Genomic DNA, 13,550 nt, shown 5'->3' on the forward strand with positions numbered 1-13,550 from the left:
GATGCCATGAGGACGACACGACATCTGACAGCGCTGCTGCTTGCGGCGGCTCTCGTCCCGTCGCCGGCCCTTGCGGCCGGGGCGCCCTGCTACCGCGGCGTCAATCTTTCCGGCGGTGAATATGGCGAGCGCGGCGGTACCTACGGCACCAACTACACCTATCCCAGTGAAGAGACGATCGGCTATTTCGCCGAAAAGGGCATGACGATCATCCGGCTGCCCTTCCGCTGGGAACGGCTGCAGCCCGCACTCGGCGGGCGGCTCGACGAGGACGAGCTCCAGCGGATCAAAGGCACGATCGGCCTGATCCGCAAGCGCGGCATGGCCGTTCTGCTCGACCCGCATAATTTCGGTTATTACGACAAGACCCAGGTCGGCACGGCGCCGGCAACGGATGCCGCCTTCGGTGACTTCTGGGCAAGGCTCGCCGTCGAATTCGCCAATCAGGAGGGCATTGTCTTCGGCCTGATGAACGAACCGCACGACATCAAGGCGACGGACTGGCTGGATGCGGCCAATGCCGCGATCCGCAGTATCCGCGCGGTCGGCGCGCGCAACCTCATCCTGGTGCCCGGCACTGCATGGAGCGGCGCGGCAAGCTGGGAGAAGGACGTGATCGGCGGCGCCAACGGCACTGTGATGCTCGGCGTGCGCGATCCGCTGGATTTCTACGCCTATGAGGTCCACCAGTATCTCGACGCCGATTCCTCCGGAACCCATCCGACCTGCGAAGGTGCCGATGCCGCAGTCGAGGCGATCGCCGGGGTCACCGCCTGGCTGAAGCGGAACCACAAACGCGGCTTTCTCGGCGAATTCGGCGCCTCCGCCGACAAGGACTGCATGAGCGGGCTGACCGAAATCTATGCCACCATGACAGGTAATGGCGACGTCTGGCTCGGCTGGTCCTATTGGGCGGCGGGCGATTGGTGGCCCGCGAACGAGCCGTTCAACGTCCAGCCGCGAAAGGGCCCCGCGCGGCCGCAGATGCGGCTTCTCGCCCAATCGGCAAAAGCCGATGCCGGCACTTGTTCCGCCGTCAAGCCTGTGGGGAATTGACCATGGCGGTCGTCGACCAGAAGGCAGCGCCTTTTACTGCCGCCGGCAACCGGCTCGATGCTGCCGGGGCGGCGTCGCGCACCGATTACCTGGTGCTCTGGCTCGGCCTGCTCTCGGTGCTCTACAACGGCATTCTCGCCTTCATCAACCACAACATCATGCCGCTGTCGTTGACGCATGTCGCTGCCAGCGAAGGCCTGATCATGGCGAGCGCCATCATCTACATCCTGCACAAGGGGATCTACGAAACCGACCTGCCAGCCTTCCTGTTCCTGCTGTTCACGCTCGTGGTGACCATCTATGTCAGCGTCCTCAACCGCATGCTGTTCATCGATCATTTCCGCAACGTGCTGATCATCTTCTGCTTCACCGGGCTCGGCGGCTGGAGCAACGAAAGGACGATGAAGCTCGTCTTTCGCTGGGCAAGCCTCGTCGTCATGATTTTCCTGATTTTCGAGATCGTCAGCGTGCCGTTCTATGTCAGCATCGTCCATCCGTCCGACTATTTCGCCAATACGCGCGGGCTGCTGCCGCTGAGCTACAACACGACAGGCCTTTTCCAGAATGCGCTCGGCTTTCCCGAACGCTTCTCCTTCGGCATCATTGACCATCGTTCCTCCTCGATCTTCCTCGAACAGGTGTCGCTGGCCAATTTCTGCGGGGTGATCGCGGTCTACCTGATTTCGATGTGGGAGAGGCTTGGCCGCTGGGACCGGTTGCTGATGATCAGCACGGCAGTCCTGATCCTGGTGACGAACGACACGCGCACGATGCTGATCTTCTGCTTTGCCTGCATCGTCGGCTATTTCGTCTTTCCGAAGATCCCGAAGAATTTCAATCTGGCGCTGATGCCGCTGATCGTCGCCGCGGGCTTCCTCGTCTACGTGCTGAAACCCAACGCGACCGGCGACAATTTCACCGGCCGCATCAACCTGACGATGAAGAAGATCATGGAACTCGATCCGCTCGCCATCCTCGGACTTTCGGTCGACCGGGTCGCCGAGTTCGCCGATAGCGGTTATGTCTACCTGATCTATGCCGCGACGATCTTCGGCGTCATCGCCCTGTGGCTGTTCGTCTGCCTCTTTCCCGCCGGACGCACGGCGGCGCAGCGGCGCTGCGCCCATTCACTTTCTCTTTTCATTTTTCTGAATATGATGATCGGGGGAACCGCAGTCTTTTCGATGAAGATCGCCGGTCTCCTGTGGTTCGTCGTCGGATATATGCGTTTCCACGACAACCCGCGCATCCGGCAGGGTCGTCCGACAAATGTATTGAGTTGACCGCAGCGGCGCGGCTGAGACCGGCGCCCGCGCGAGCCCTAGAACAGGATGATTTTAGGCCGGATTGGCCTAAAATCTGAATCCTGTTCTAAATCAAAGAAATAGAGCATGATGTCGTCCGAAAACCGCCCACACTTTTCGGCATCATGCTAGGGAGCAAGACGCTCGATGCTTGTCCAGCTTCAATATCTGCGCGCCATCGCGGCGCTGATGGTGGTCTATTTCCATGCGATATTGCAGCTCGCCAAGGTCAATCCGGCCGTCGACGCCACCGCCTTCATCTATGGCGAAACCGGCGTCGATATCTTCTTCGTTTTAAGTGGTTTCGTGATGTGGCTGACGACGAGCGGTCGCGCAATGAGCCCGATCGATTTCGCCCGCCGGCGCATCAGAAGGATCGTGCCGCTCTACTGGCTGGCGACATTGTTTTCGGCCGCGGTGGCGCTGGTGGCCCCGTCATTGCTGAAATCGACGGTGTTCGACCTGCCGCACCTCGTCGCCTCACTGTTCTTCCTGCCATGGAGCAATCCCGCCGATCCCAGCACGATCACTCCAGTCGTCGTTCCGGGCTGGACGCTGAATTACGAGATGTTCTTCTATTTCGTGTTCGCGCTGCTGCTGCCGCTTTCGGAAGTCCGCCGCATCCCGGCGATGTTTGCCGTCTTTACCGTCATTCTGGTGGCCTGCCGGCTGCTGCCGGAATCGACGGTGACCCGGTTCTACGGCGAGCCGATCATCCTGGAATTTCTCGCCGGTGTCGTGCTCGCCTGGCTCTATGGGCAGAAGATGCTTCTGCCGAACCGCTGGGCTTGGGCGGCACTCGCCATGGGCTTTGCGTTTCTCTTCATCAACGAGGCGCTGATGCAGCCGGAAAGCCGGTTCTATGCCTGGGGAATCCCGGCGATCTTCATCATTTACGGCGCCGTCTCCATCGATTTTTCCAGGCTGCCGGTCCTGGGATGGCTGAACTATCTCGGCGACTGCTCCTACAGCATCTATATCACCCACGCCTTCACGCTCGCCTTCTTGAGGGTGGCAGCAGATCGCCTGCCGATCGGCATCCTGCAGCAGCCGGTGCTCTTCGTGATCCTCTCATTGGTGCTCTCGTCGATCGGCGGCGCGATCATCCATGAAATCACCACGCCGCGCCGGAAAGCGGCCGTGGCGAGCCGCCCGCCGGCCTAACGCGCATCGATTCTGTCAGATTCGTTTGCCGCGCTTTAGCGCTGTTTCCGTACCGAAGGCGAGAATACGCATCCAAGCGGCGCTGACGGTACAGTTTTTTGCGCAACTTCTCCTAAGCTTCAGACTTGGCAATGAGAGAACTTGCAGAAGCGTGATGGTTTCTCTTGCAATTTGTCGCAGGAATGAAAGCGCGCCGGCCTATTCGCGGCACAGGCTTTGATCTAAGCACGGCTGCGGCCTTGAAGAAGGAAGAGGGAGAGACATGAGAAACTATGTATTGACGGTATCCTGCAAATCGACGCGCGGCATCGTTGCGGCGATTTCGAGCTATCTGGCGGAGAGGGGCTGCAACATCATCGACAGCTCGCAGTTCGACGATCTCGATACCGGCAAGTTCTTCATGCGCGTCAGCTTCATTTCGGAAGAAGGGCTTTCGGGGGCCGATATCGACGCCGGTTTTACAGCCGTCGCCGCGCCCTTCGAGATGGATTACGAGTTTCACGACAGCGAGAAGCGCATGAAGGTGCTGCTGATGGTGTCGCGCTTCGGCCATTGTCTCAACGACCTGCTCTACCGCTGGAAGATCGGCGCGCTGCCGATCGACATCGTCGGCGTCGTCTCCAACCATTTCGACTACCAGAAGGTCGTGGTCAACCACGACATCCCCTTCCACCATATCCCGGTCACCAAGGCCAACAAGGTGCAGGCCGAGGCCCGGATCATGGAGGTGGCCGAGCAGACCGGCACCGAACTGATCGTGCTCGCCCGCTACATGCAGATCCTGTCGGACGAGATGTGCCAGAAGATGTCCGGCCGGATCATCAACATCCATCATTCCTTCCTGCCGAGCTTCAAGGGCGCCAATCCCTACAAGCAGGCCTATGGCCGCGGCGTCAAGCTGATCGGGGCGACGGCGCATTACGTCACCGCCGATCTCGACGAAGGCCCGATCATCGAGCAGGACACGGCGCGCATCACCCATGCGCAGTCGCCCGACGATTATGTCTCGATCGGCCGCGACGTCGAAAGTCAGGTGCTGGCGCGCGCCATCCACGCCCATATCCATCACCGCACCTTCATCAACGGCAACCGCACCGTGGTCTTCCCGGCAAGCCCCGGAAGCTACGCCTCCGAACGCATGGGTTGAGCGCGGGCAAAGAGCTACATCTCTTCTGCTGGCAAACGACAATCTCCCGTTGCCTGCCAGCAGCAAGTATTTGATTATCGCGTGAGGTAATCGAATCATGCTGCGGGAGGGGGTGTCATGACCGACGAGGTGCTGGTTGACCGCATGGCGCTGCCGCGTCCCGACGTTACCGTTGCGGATGCGGAAGAGATCCTTCTTGCCCATTACAGCCTGTCCGGCACGCTGACCGAACTCGGCAGCCAGCAGGATCGGAATTACCGCGTCGATAGCGATCGCGGTCGCTACGTCCTGAAGATCTGCCATGCTGCCTACGAGACCCGCGAGCTCGAAGCGCAGAACGCGGCGATCCATCATCTCAAAAGCAGGCAAGATGCGCCGCGCGTTCCGAACGTGATCTCCACGAATGACGGGCGGGAGATCGTCGTCCTGACCGTGCGCGGGCAGGGCTACCAGGTGCGGCTGCTCGAATACCTGGAAGGCCAGGGGCTGACGGAGCTGACCTATCTGGCGCCGGCTTCGGTCGCAGCACTTGGTGCGCTCTGCGCGAGGCTGGCCCAGGCGCTTGCCGATTTCAACCATCCCGGTCTCGACCGCAGCCTGCAATGGGATCTCCGGCGCGCCGGACCGGTCGCGGTGCAGCTGCTGTCTGCGATCACCGACAGTGCGGCGCGCGACCGGATCGCCAAGACCATGGTGATGGCCATTCGTCGCATCCAGCCGTTGGCGCCATCGCTCCGGCTGCAGGCCGTGCATCACGACGTCACCGGCGACAATGTCGTCGGTCACCGCAATACCCGTGGTCACATAGTCCCTGACGGGGTGATCGATTTCGGCGACATCATCCGCGGCTGGCTGGTCGGCGACCTCGCCGTCACCTGCGCTTCGCTGCTGCATCAGACGGATGGCGACCCTTTTCATGTCCTGCCCGCCGTCACCGCCTATCAGGCGATCTATCCGCTGACCGAGGAGGAGCTGAAGGCGCTCTGGCCATTAGTCGTCGCACGCGCCGTCATTCTCGTCGCCAGCGGCGAGCAGCAGATTTCGGTCGATCCCGATAATGACTATGTCCGCGGCAATCTCGCGCACGAGTGGGCGATCTTCGATGCGGCGATGTCCGTTCCCTTCGAACTCATGGAAGCGGCAATCCTCAAAGCGGCCGGCCTCGACGTCGCCGCCCCGGAAGCATCGGGATGGCTGCCGTTGCTGCCCGACATCGATCCCGCCGAGATCGCCTATGTCGATCTTGGAGTGCGCAGCCCGCATTTTTCCGCCGGCAACTGGTTGAATGCCGACATGGACTGGCGGCTGCTTGCCCGCGCCGCGACCGAAAACGGCACGGCGGCAACGCGCTACGGCGAATATCGGCTTTCCCGCGCGAGCCTGGGAAATGCGAAGGAACAAGCGACCTGCGCGCTGCATATCGATATCTGCCTTGCTGCAGGCAGCGCGGTTGCGGCCCCCTTTGCCGGCCGGATCGGCTGGAAGGACCAGCATCTGACGCTCGCCGGCGACAGCATCACCTTGCATCTCGATGGGCTTGACCTCTCGGTCGAGGATGGCGCCGAGGTTGCCGGCGGTGATCCGCTCGGCACGGTTTTCGGAGAGGCTTCGTCGCTCGGCGGGCTGCGTGTCCAGTTTTGCAGTGTCGCCGGTCTCGAACCGCCGCTCTTTGCCACACCGCGCGAGGCGGCGGCTTGGTCGGTGCTCTGCCCTTCGCCGTCACTCCTTCTCAGCCCCGGAGCGGATGCGCCGAAACCTGATACTGCAGGACTGCGCGCCAGGCGGCAGGCGCATCTCGCAAGGCCGCAGAAGAATTATTACGCGGCACCGCCGCAGATCGAGCGCGGCTGGCGGGAACACCTGTTCGATGTCGAGGGCCGCGCCTATCTCGACATGGTCAACAACGTCACCATTCTCGGCCATGGCCATCCCAAGTTCGCGGCGGCGATCAGCGCGCAATGGCTGCGGCTCAACACCAATTCCCGCTTTCACTATGCCGCGATCACGGAATTTTCCGAACGCCTCGCCGCCCTTTCGCCGGATGGACTCGACGCGGTCTTCCTGGTCAACAGCGGTTCGGAGGCGAACGATCTGGCGCTTCGGCTGGCGCAAGCCCATAGCGGCGCGCGCAATATGCTGTGCCTGCTCGAAGCCTATCATGGCTGGTCGGCAGCGAGCGATGCCGTCTCCACCTCGATCGCCGACAACCCGCAGGCTCTCACCACTCGGCCGGACTGGGTGCATGCCGTGGTGTCGCCGAATATCTATCGCGGCGCATTCCGCGGTGCCGATACGGCAGCGCACTATCTCAGCGCCGTAACCCCGGTGCTGGAGGCGATCGACGCCAGCGGCGACGGGCTTGCGGGCTTCATCTGCGAATCGGTCTACGGCAATGCCGGCGGTATTCCGCTGCCGGACGGTTATCTCAGGGACATCTATGCGCAGGTACGCGCCCGCGGCGGCGTCTGCATCGCCGACGAGGTGCAGGTCGGTTATTCCAGGCTGGGGCATTATTTCTGGGGCTTCGAGCAGCAAGGGGTCGTGCCCGACATCATCACCATCGCCAAGGGCATGGGCAACGGCCATCCGCTCGGCGCCGTCATTACCACGCGGGAGATCGCCCAATCGCTGGAGAAAGAAGGCGCGTTCTTTTCCTCCACCGGCGGCAGCCCCGTCAGCTGCGTCGCCGGCATGACGGTGCTCGACATCATGGCCGAGGAAAAACTGCAGGAAAACGCCAGGACGGTCGGCGATCATCTGAAGGCGCGGCTCGCCGCGCTGATCGACCGCCATCCGATCGCGGGCGCCGTGCACGGCATGGGGCTCTATCTCGGCCTCGAATTCGTCCGCGACAGAACGACGCTGGAGCCGGCGATGGAAGAGACCGCTGCCATCTGCGACCGGCTTCTCGAACTCGGCGTCATCATGCAGCCGACCGGCGATCACCAGAATGTGCTGAAGATCAAACCGCCGCTCTGCCTCGCCATCGAAAGCGCGGATTTCTTCGCCGACATGCTGGAGAAGGTGCTCGCCGAAGGCTGGTGACACAGCGCTTCCGGCGTTAACCAAATCGGTCATTTCGAGGCGTTTCGATTTTTAATGAAATGGGCCATTGCCTGATACGGCAAGGCTTCCTATGTCTGCCGCGGTGATCGATCAAACTCTGATTCTGTCATGCGAATTTTACGAAGAGCTGATATGTTTCTTTCTGTAAGTTCGGGTTACGACGGAATGAATTTATTCGGATCGTCGATATTTTGACACGTTTCGGAATATGTTTCTGACAGGCTATCGGGTAATCTCTACCAAGTTAGTGGATTATTGAAGACAGCCATCACCGGCCCCGGGCTCTTCCGGGACCACTCAAGTGCAACGCCAACGCAAGGAACGAGACATGATAGACATCGATATTCTCGCCGATCTGCCTGGGCGATTTGTGCTTGGCAATGACCGTCCGGGCGCCCTCTCCCGCCCGAGCTGTCGAATGTGACGTTCGTCCTCCTTTCAACGGTACCAGACAAGTCAATTCGCCATGGCTGCGCATGTCGCGCGGCAGGAGTTCTATCTATGAAGAAGCAAGTTATCGAATATGCAGGCGTTCCCGTCGGGATCGTCATTCCCGATGAAGACCGGCTGAAGTTCATCGCCGTGAAATTTCATGTCCACGACCTCGACGAGCAGCGTTTCGGCTCGCCCGACGAGGTGCGGCTGGCCATTCATGACCTGATGACCCGCCGTCATCCGAAGCCGCTTCATGCCTGAGGGCATGAGGCCACGATTGACATTCACGGCTTTTCCCGATGTCCGACCGGTCCCGCCAAATGGGGCCGGTCTTGTTTTTTGAGGGCAATTGCAGTCCTATCGGCGGCCTTTCTGCATAAGGATCCGCCCTTGCCCGATCTTCTCAACCTCATCACCGACATCGAAGGCGTTTCCGTCGGCCACGCGACCGACCTTGCGCTCGGTTCCGGCGTCACCGTCATCGTCTTCGACGAACCGGCCGTCGCCTCCGGTACCGTGCTCGGCGGGGCGCCTGGCGGGCGCGACACCGGCCTGCTCGATCCGTCGATGACCGTCAATGCCGTAGATGCCTTCGTGCTCTCCGGCGGCTCGGCTTTCGGGCTGGATGCGGCCGGCGGCGTGCAGGCGGGCCTGCGCGAACTCGGCCGCGGATTTGCCGTCGGGTCGGTGCGCATACCGATCGTGCCGCAGGCAATCCTGATGGATCTGCTGAACGGCGGCGACAAGGATTGGGGGCTCCACTCGCCCTATCGCGACATGGGCTATGCGGCATTGAAGGCAGCGGCCAAAGGCGCCTTCGCGCTCGGCACGACAGGGGCCGGCACGGGGGCGACGACCGCCACCTTCAAAGGTGGGCTCGGCTCGGCCAGCGCCGTCAGCAGCGCCGGACACCGCGTTGCAGCTGTTGTCGCGGTCAACGCGCTCGGCTCGGCAACGATCGGCGACGGTCCACATTTCTGGGCCGCACCTTTCGAAAAGGACGGCGAATTCGGCGGGCTCGGCATGCCTGCGGTGGCCGACCACCGGATGCGGCTCAAGGGCATGAACACGACCGCGACGACGATCGGCGTTGTCGTGACCGACGCGCAGCTGACCAAGGCCGAGGCGCATCGGCTTTCGCTTGCCGGCCATGACGGTTTTGCCCGGGCACTGCTGCCGGCGCACCTGCCGCTCGACGGCGACACCGTCTTTGCCGCATCGACGGCCAGGCATCGAAGAGACGACATGGCGAGCCTGATGGAGCTTTGCCATCTCGCCACTATCGTCATGGCGCGGGCGATCGCCCGTGGCGTCTACGCGGCGACCGCACTGCCGGTCGAAGGCGCGCAAAAGGCTTGGTGCGACCGCTATCCGAATGGTCATTGATCGAATAGGGTCCGAACCGGCAGACCGAATATGCCGAATGGCGGAGAGACGTGAATGCAGATCCGGGCGCTGATGTATTTCGACGAGCTGGTCAGGACCAATTCCATGCGCCAGGCGGCCGAGAACCTCAATGTCGCGCCGACGGCGATCAGCCGGCAGATCGAGAACCTCGAATATCACTTCGGCGCGCCGCTCGTCGAGCGCAGCGCCCGCGGTGTCAAGCTGACGGCCGCCGGCGAGCTGCTTGCCGCCCGCGCCGGCCGGACGCTGCGCGAACTCGATCACGTGCAGCAGCTGATCGAAGACCTGAAGGGCCTGCAGCGCGGCCGTGTCAGCATCTATGCCAATGGCGCCACCGTCGCCAATCTGCTGGCGCCGGCGCTTGCCGAATTCAGCCTGAAATATCCGAAGCTGCGTTTTACCGTGACGATCACCAGTGCGCGGCAGGCCGTCGATGCCGTCAACAGCGCCGAGGCGGATATTGCGGTGACGCTGTTTGCACCTCCCATGTCCGGCACCAAGGTGCGGCTGCGCTCCGAGATCGCCTATGATCTCATCGTCACGCCGCAGCATCCGGCCGCCGCGCATACCGAGATCGCGGTGCGGGAGCTCGCCGATCATGCGCTGGCGCTGCCCGACCAATCCTTCGGTTTCCGCCAGGCTTTCGACGCGCTGTTCGAGAAGGAGGGGTTGAGCCTCGATCCCGTCTTCGTCACCAGCTCGCTCGAAATGCTGAAGGAACTCGTGCTCAGCGGGGCTGCGGCGACGCTGCTGCCGGCGCTCACCGTCCGTCGCGAGATCGAAGCGGGTCAGCTTCTCGCCATTCCGCTTGCCGGCAAAACCGGCATCCGCACCCATGTCGATCTCTGTGTCGCGCCGGACCGGCAGCTGTCCTTTGCCGCGACGAAACTGCTCGACTTCATCGAAAGGTTCATGCGGGAGCGCACGAACCGCCGAGGCGAGACGAAAGACTGACGCTCCAAGCTTGCATTGCCCGCGAATTTCAGGTGTAGCTTTTTCGGCTACACTGAGCACACAAAATCGTCATTGTGTGTGCACTGGCATAATGCCACTTTATTCGCAAAAGGCCTTCGCCACCGAGCATGGCCAGACAGGGGACATGATGATCAAGCTTTCGTTTGCGCCTTCGCGTTTCATCAGGCGGCTTTCCCTCGGTGCTGCGCTTTCGGCAGGCCTCGTGATGACGGCGACGGCGCCGGCGGAAGCGGCGAAGACCGCCCTCAATCTCGGCATGAGCGTCGAGCCGACCGGCCTCGATCCGACGATCGCCGCACCCGTCGCGATCGGTCAGGTAACCTGGCAGAACGTATTCGAGGGGCTGGTGACGATCGACCAAGCCGGCAAGGTCCAGCCGCAGCTGGCGAAAAGCTGGGAGATTTCTGCCGATGGCCTGACCTATACGTTCAAGCTGCAGACCGGCGTCAAATTCCATGACGGCGAGGCCTTCGATGCCGCGAGCGCCAAGTTTTCGCTCGACCGCGCCCGCGGCGCGGATTCGGTCAATCCGCAAAAGCGCTTCTTCGCTTCGATCGCCTCGATCGATACGCCCGATGCCGAAACGCTGGTGCTGCATCTCTCGGCGCCGACCGGCAGCCTGATCTACTGGCTCGGCTGGCCGGCCTCGGTAATGGTCGCCCCGAAGACGGCGGCCGACGACAAGACGACGCCGATCGGCACCGGTCCCTTCAAATTCGCAAGCTGGGCGAAGGGCGACAAGGTCGAACTCGCCAGGAATACCGATTACTGGAACAAGGATGCGGCCGCCAAGCTCGACAAGGTGACCTTCCGCTTCATCGCCGATCCGCAGGCGCAGGCGGCTGCGCTGAAATCCGGCGATCTCGACGCATTTCCGGAATTTGCCGCGCCCGAGCTGATGAGCTCCTTCGACGGCGATGCGAGGCTCGTTACCAGGATCGGCAATACTGAGCTGAAGGTCGTTGCCGGCATGAACAATGCCAAGAAGCCGTTCGACGACAAACGCGTGCGCCAGGCGCTGATGATGGCGATCGACCGCAAGACGGTGATCGACGGCGCATGGTCCGGCCTCGGCACGCCGATCGGCAGCCACTACACGCCGAACGATCCGGGCTATCAGGACATGACCAATGTGCTGCCCTATGACGTCGCGAAAGCGAAGGCGCTGCTCGCCGAAGCCGGCTATCCCAACGGTTTCACCTTCACGATCAAATCCCCGCAGATGGCCTATGCGCCGCGCAGCGCCCAGGTGATGCAGGCGATGTTTGCCGAGATCGGCGTGACGATGAATATCGAACCGACGGAATTTCCGGCGAAATGGGTCCAGGACATCATGAAGGACCGCAACTTCGACATGACGATCGTCGCCCATGCCGAACCGCTCGACATCGACATCTATGCCCGCGATCCCTATTATTTCAATTATAAGAACCCTGCCTTCAACGCGCTGATGAAGAAGGTGCAGGAGACGACCGATCCCGCCGCGCAGAATGCGATCTACGGCGAGGCGCAGAAGATCCTCGCCGAGGACGTGCCGGCGCTCTATCTCTTCGTCATGCCGAAACTCGGCGTCTGGGACAAAAAGCTGAAAGGGCTGTGGGAGAACGAGCCGATCCCCTCCAACGTACTCTCGGGCGTGTCCTGGGACGAGTGAGAGCGGTAGGTTAGGGGCGGGATGTGATGAGGTGAAGGCCTTGGAGAGATCCGACATACATTTGGTCGATATGGCGCGCAGCTCTCTCCCTCCCTCGCCAAGTGAGGTCAATCTGGGCCGGGATTGTCTGGTTTCGCTGGTGGATGGCATTTCTGACACGGGGATCTGCGCCCTGATTGGCTCCTCCCGCCAACTCCAAACTCCGTCTTGCTCGGGCTTGACCCGAGCATCCACACCACATCCATCAACAGCAGTGGCATGGATCCCAGGCTCAAGGCCTGGGATGACGAGTGGAGTTGGCGTTCTCGCCAAACTCGCCGCCGGCGCGTCGGGGGCTCCGCGTGAGGGCGGAGGGGGCGTGCCGCGTTCGATTGCCGCGGTGCTCGATCCGATATGATCACCCTCCTCGCCCGCCGCTTCGCCGGTCTCCTCGTCACGCTCGTCGTCGTCTCGCTGCTGATCTTCGCAGTCATGGACCTTCTGCCCGGCGATCCCGCCTCGATTATGCTTGGCACCTCGGCAACGCCTGAAACGCTTGCGGCACTGCGCCACGATCTCGGGCTCGACCAACCGCTGCTGCTGCGTTACGGGCAGTGGCTGACCGGCGTGATCTCCGGCAATCTCGGCAATTCCCTCACCTATGGCGTGCCGGTCGCGGGTTTGATTCTCGAGCGGCTAACGGTGACGCTGCCGCTGGCGCTGATGGCGATCGCGCTTTCGGTGGCGATTGCCTTGCCGCTCGGCGTGCTGGCCGCTTCGCGCCGCGGCGGTCTCTTCGATATCATCGCAACATTGTTTTCGCAGATCAGCATCGCCGTGCCCGCCTTCTGGGTGGCGCTGCTCCTGATCATCCTGTTTTCGACGATGCTCGGGCTGATGCCGGCCGGCGGCTTCCCCGGCTGGAGCGCCGGTATCCTACAGGCATTGCAGGCGCTCGTTATGCCCGCCGTCGCGCTGGCGATGCCACAGGCGGGCGTGCTGACGCGGGTGGCGCGCTCAGCTGTGCTCGACACCATGCATGAGGATTTTGCCCGCACCGCCGTGGCGAAAGGGCTCTCTCGTCGTGCGGTGCTGTGGCGTCATATCGTGCCGAACGCGCTGATCCCGATCCTCACCATGATCGGGCTGCAATTCACCTTTCTCGTTGCCGGCGCGGTGCTGGTGGAAAACGTCTTCAACCTGCCCGGCCTCGGTCGGCTCGCCCTGCAGGCGCTTTCCCAGCGCGACATCATCGTCATGCAGGATGTCGTGCTGTTCTTCGCAGGCCTCGTCATCGTGATGAACTTCGTCGTCGATCTCTCCTATCTGGCGATTGATCCCAGGATGAGAAAGGCGGCCTGAC

General features: G+C 62.0%; 10 protein-coding genes. All 10 read left to right on the plus strand.

The genetic code is table 11. The features are described 5' to 3' along the window. The first annotated feature begins 6 nt into the window (after positions 1-6). The 10 genes from FHT75_RS14515 to FHT75_RS14560 all read left to right on the plus strand — a co-directional run bounded on the left by FHT75_RS14515 (position 7) and on the right by FHT75_RS14560 (position 13,549). Positions 7-1,056: a glycoside hydrolase family 5 protein gene (locus FHT75_RS14515; protein ID WP_063474853.1), complete on the plus strand. Its 1,050-nt coding sequence runs from the start codon at positions 7-9 to the stop codon at positions 1,054-1,056. Positions 1,057-1,058: 2 nt separating this feature from the next. After that, positions 1,059-2,339 carry a hypothetical protein gene (locus FHT75_RS14520; protein WP_063474854.1) on the plus strand — a complete coding sequence of 427 codons (1,281 nt, stop codon included), beginning with the start codon at positions 1,059-1,061 and terminating at the stop codon, positions 2,337-2,339. 168 nt (positions 2,340-2,507) lie between these two features. Next, complete coding sequence (locus FHT75_RS14525; protein WP_028757900.1) at positions 2,508-3,524, plus strand: acyltransferase family protein; 1,017 nt, start codon at positions 2,508-2,510, stop codon at positions 3,522-3,524. A gap of 262 nt (positions 3,525-3,786) precedes the next feature. Further along, positions 3,787-4,671, plus strand: a complete 885-nt coding sequence (purU, locus tag FHT75_RS14530; RefSeq protein WP_183844879.1) for a formyltetrahydrofolate deformylase — start codon at positions 3,787-3,789, stop codon at positions 4,669-4,671. Between the two features lie 117 nt (positions 4,672-4,788). Then, positions 4,789-7,716, plus strand: coding sequence for an aminotransferase (locus tag FHT75_RS14535; protein ID WP_063473503.1), 2,928 nt, complete (start codon positions 4,789-4,791; stop codon positions 7,714-7,716). Positions 7,717-8,238: 522 nt separating this feature from the next. Beyond that, positions 8,239-8,433, plus strand: coding sequence for a hypothetical protein (locus FHT75_RS14540; protein ID WP_003544544.1), 195 nt, complete (start codon positions 8,239-8,241; stop codon positions 8,431-8,433). 129 nt (positions 8,434-8,562) lie between these two features. Beyond that, positions 8,563-9,558 (plus strand): P1 family peptidase, encoded by a 996-nt coding sequence (locus FHT75_RS14545; RefSeq protein ID WP_063473504.1) that lies wholly within the window; start codon positions 8,563-8,565, stop codon positions 9,556-9,558. A 54-nt stretch (positions 9,559-9,612) separates the two neighbouring features. After that, positions 9,613-10,533 (plus strand): LysR substrate-binding domain-containing protein, encoded by a 921-nt coding sequence (locus tag FHT75_RS14550; protein WP_063473505.1) that lies wholly within the window; start codon positions 9,613-9,615, stop codon positions 10,531-10,533. A gap of 148 nt (positions 10,534-10,681) precedes the next feature. Next, a complete protein-coding gene (locus FHT75_RS14555) occupies positions 10,682-12,208 on the plus strand; it encodes an ABC transporter substrate-binding protein (RefSeq protein WP_176707317.1) in 1,527 nt (508 codons plus the stop codon). Between the two features lie 393 nt (positions 12,209-12,601). Beyond that, positions 12,602-13,549 carry an ABC transporter permease gene (locus FHT75_RS14560; RefSeq protein ID WP_047617492.1) on the plus strand — a complete coding sequence of 316 codons (948 nt, stop codon included), beginning with the start codon at positions 12,602-12,604 and terminating at the stop codon, positions 13,547-13,549. Position 13,550: the final 1 nt, after the last annotated feature.

This window comes from Rhizobium sp. BK112 (assembly GCF_014193215.1).
GTDB lineage: Bacteria > Pseudomonadota > Alphaproteobacteria > Rhizobiales > Rhizobiaceae > Rhizobium > Rhizobium anhuiense.